We start from the raw sequence: 1,826 nt of genomic DNA on the forward strand, positions 1-1,826 counted from the left end.
CACGCCTTTCCGGTTGCGCCCAACCTGCTCGAGCAGGACTTTTCAGCCACTCGCCCGAACCAGAAATGGAACGCGGATATCTCGTATGTGTGGACGAACGAGGGCTGGCTCTACCTGGCCGTGCGTTGTCACGTTAACCCGAACATGAGATCGAGCGGTGTAGATGGGCTGGCATGATCAAGTCCGTCAGCTACAAACGCCATCGCTTTCCGCCTGAGATCATCGCCCATGCGGTGTGGTTATACTTCCGGTTTCCGTTGAGCCTGCGGCTGGTTGAGGAGATGCTGCTCGAGCGGGGCATTGTCGTCTCCTATGAGACCGTCCGTCGCTGGGCGCTGAAGTTCGGGCCTGCGTACGCCCGCCGCCTCAGGCGCAAGAGACCGAACCGTCGCGATATTTGGCACCTCGACGAGGTCGTGATCACCATCGCGGGCAAGAAGCATTGGCTCTGGCGGGCTGTCGATCAGGACGGCTATGTGCTCGATGAAGTCGTCCAGAGCCGGCGCGACACCAAGGCAGCCAAGCGCTTGCTGAAACGGCTCTTGCGGAAGCAGGGCTGCCCACCTCGGCGAATGATCACCGACAAGCTCGGCTCCTATGCCGCTGCCCGACGGCAGATCATGCCAGACGTCGAACACCGTTCGCACAAAGGGCTCAACAATCGGGCGGAGAATTCGCATCTCCCGTTCCGCCGGCGAGAACGGGCGAGGCAAGGCTTTCGATCTGCCAGAGGGCTACAGAGGTTCGTCAACGTGTTCTCTGCGGTCCGCAACCTTTTCGTTCCACCCCACTCCCGCCGCTCTGCCCGTGCTACCCACCTCCACCGCCTCAACGCCATGGCGGCGTGGAAAGTCGCGGCGAATGTTGCCTCTTGAACTGTCATGCGGCCGGAATGGCTTCAATGCGCCCGATGCGGGTTAGCGTGACAACACCCTACCCCGGGTGGAGGTCTGGATCAGGCGGCACGCGCGATCCCGGTCACCTCGGCCCAGACCTGAAAGGCCCGAGCACGAGCTTGACGATGATCCGCGGCGTTGGGTTCGCGGGACGTCGAAAGAGGTTGGCGACCTGATCGTGAACCGAGAGAAAGCGCTGAGCCTGCCCGGCTGAATTGAAGCGCTTCATGATGCGCTCCCGCCGGCGGGTTGGCTGATGGCTGTTTTCTGCTCGGTTGTTGAGCCCTTATGCTGCGAATGCTCAACACCCGGCATGATCTCCCGTTTGGCCGCGCCATAGCTGGCCAGCTTGTCGGTGACCATCACGCGCGGAGCGGTGCCCTGCTCCTTGAGCAGCTTCCGCAGGAGGCGCTTGGCAGCCTCCGCGTTGCGGCGGCTCTGGACCAGGATGTCGAGCACGGCCCCGTGCTGGTCGACGGCGCGCCACAACCAATGCTTCCGGCCGCCGATGCTAATGACGACCTCGTCGAGATGCCATTTGTCTCCAGGTGCGGGAAGACGGCGGCGGATCTGCGTGGCGAAGCTCTGGCCGAACTTCAGCGCCCACTGCCGCACGGTTTCATGGCTGACCATGATCCCTCGGGCTGCGGGCATCTCCTCAACCATGCGCAGGCTCAACGGAAACCGGAAGTACAACCAGACGGCATGGCTGATGACCTCAGCCGGAAAGCGATGGTGGGCGTAACGAGAATGGCGAGGCGGGTTCATCCCTTACGGATAGCTTGATCCGGGTCACCCTCGGTTAATTTGATGTCGTGGATGGCGCCCTCCACCAGCGTCAGACGTGCCAGAATAGGCATGTTGAAGAACCGGAGAGGAACCATCCATCATGCCAGAGATTGCCACGATCGGCCTTGATATCGCAAAGAA

At 61.7% G+C, this 1,826-nt stretch carries 1 protein-coding gene and 2 pseudogenes; 2 read left to right on the plus strand and 1 reads right to left on the minus strand.

Annotated features, from left to right (window positions below; translation table 11 throughout):
- Nucleotides 1-123 (plus strand): annotated as a pseudogene (locus ACS5Q0_RS27415) (IS3 family transposase); the annotation flags it as partial.
- Between the two features lie 50 nt (nucleotides 124-173).
- Nucleotides 174-875, plus strand: a complete 702-nt coding sequence (locus ACS5Q0_RS27420; RefSeq protein WP_473129779.1) for an IS6 family transposase — start codon at nucleotides 174-176, stop codon at nucleotides 873-875.
- Nucleotides 876-955: 80 nt separating this feature from the next.
- Here ACS5Q0_RS27420 and ACS5Q0_RS27425 read toward each other — a convergent pair.
- Nucleotides 956-1,664, minus strand: a pseudogene (locus ACS5Q0_RS27425) (IS6 family transposase).
- Nucleotides 1,665-1,826: the final 162 nt, after the last annotated feature.

Source organism: Microvirga sp. HS2, assembly GCF_055792805.1.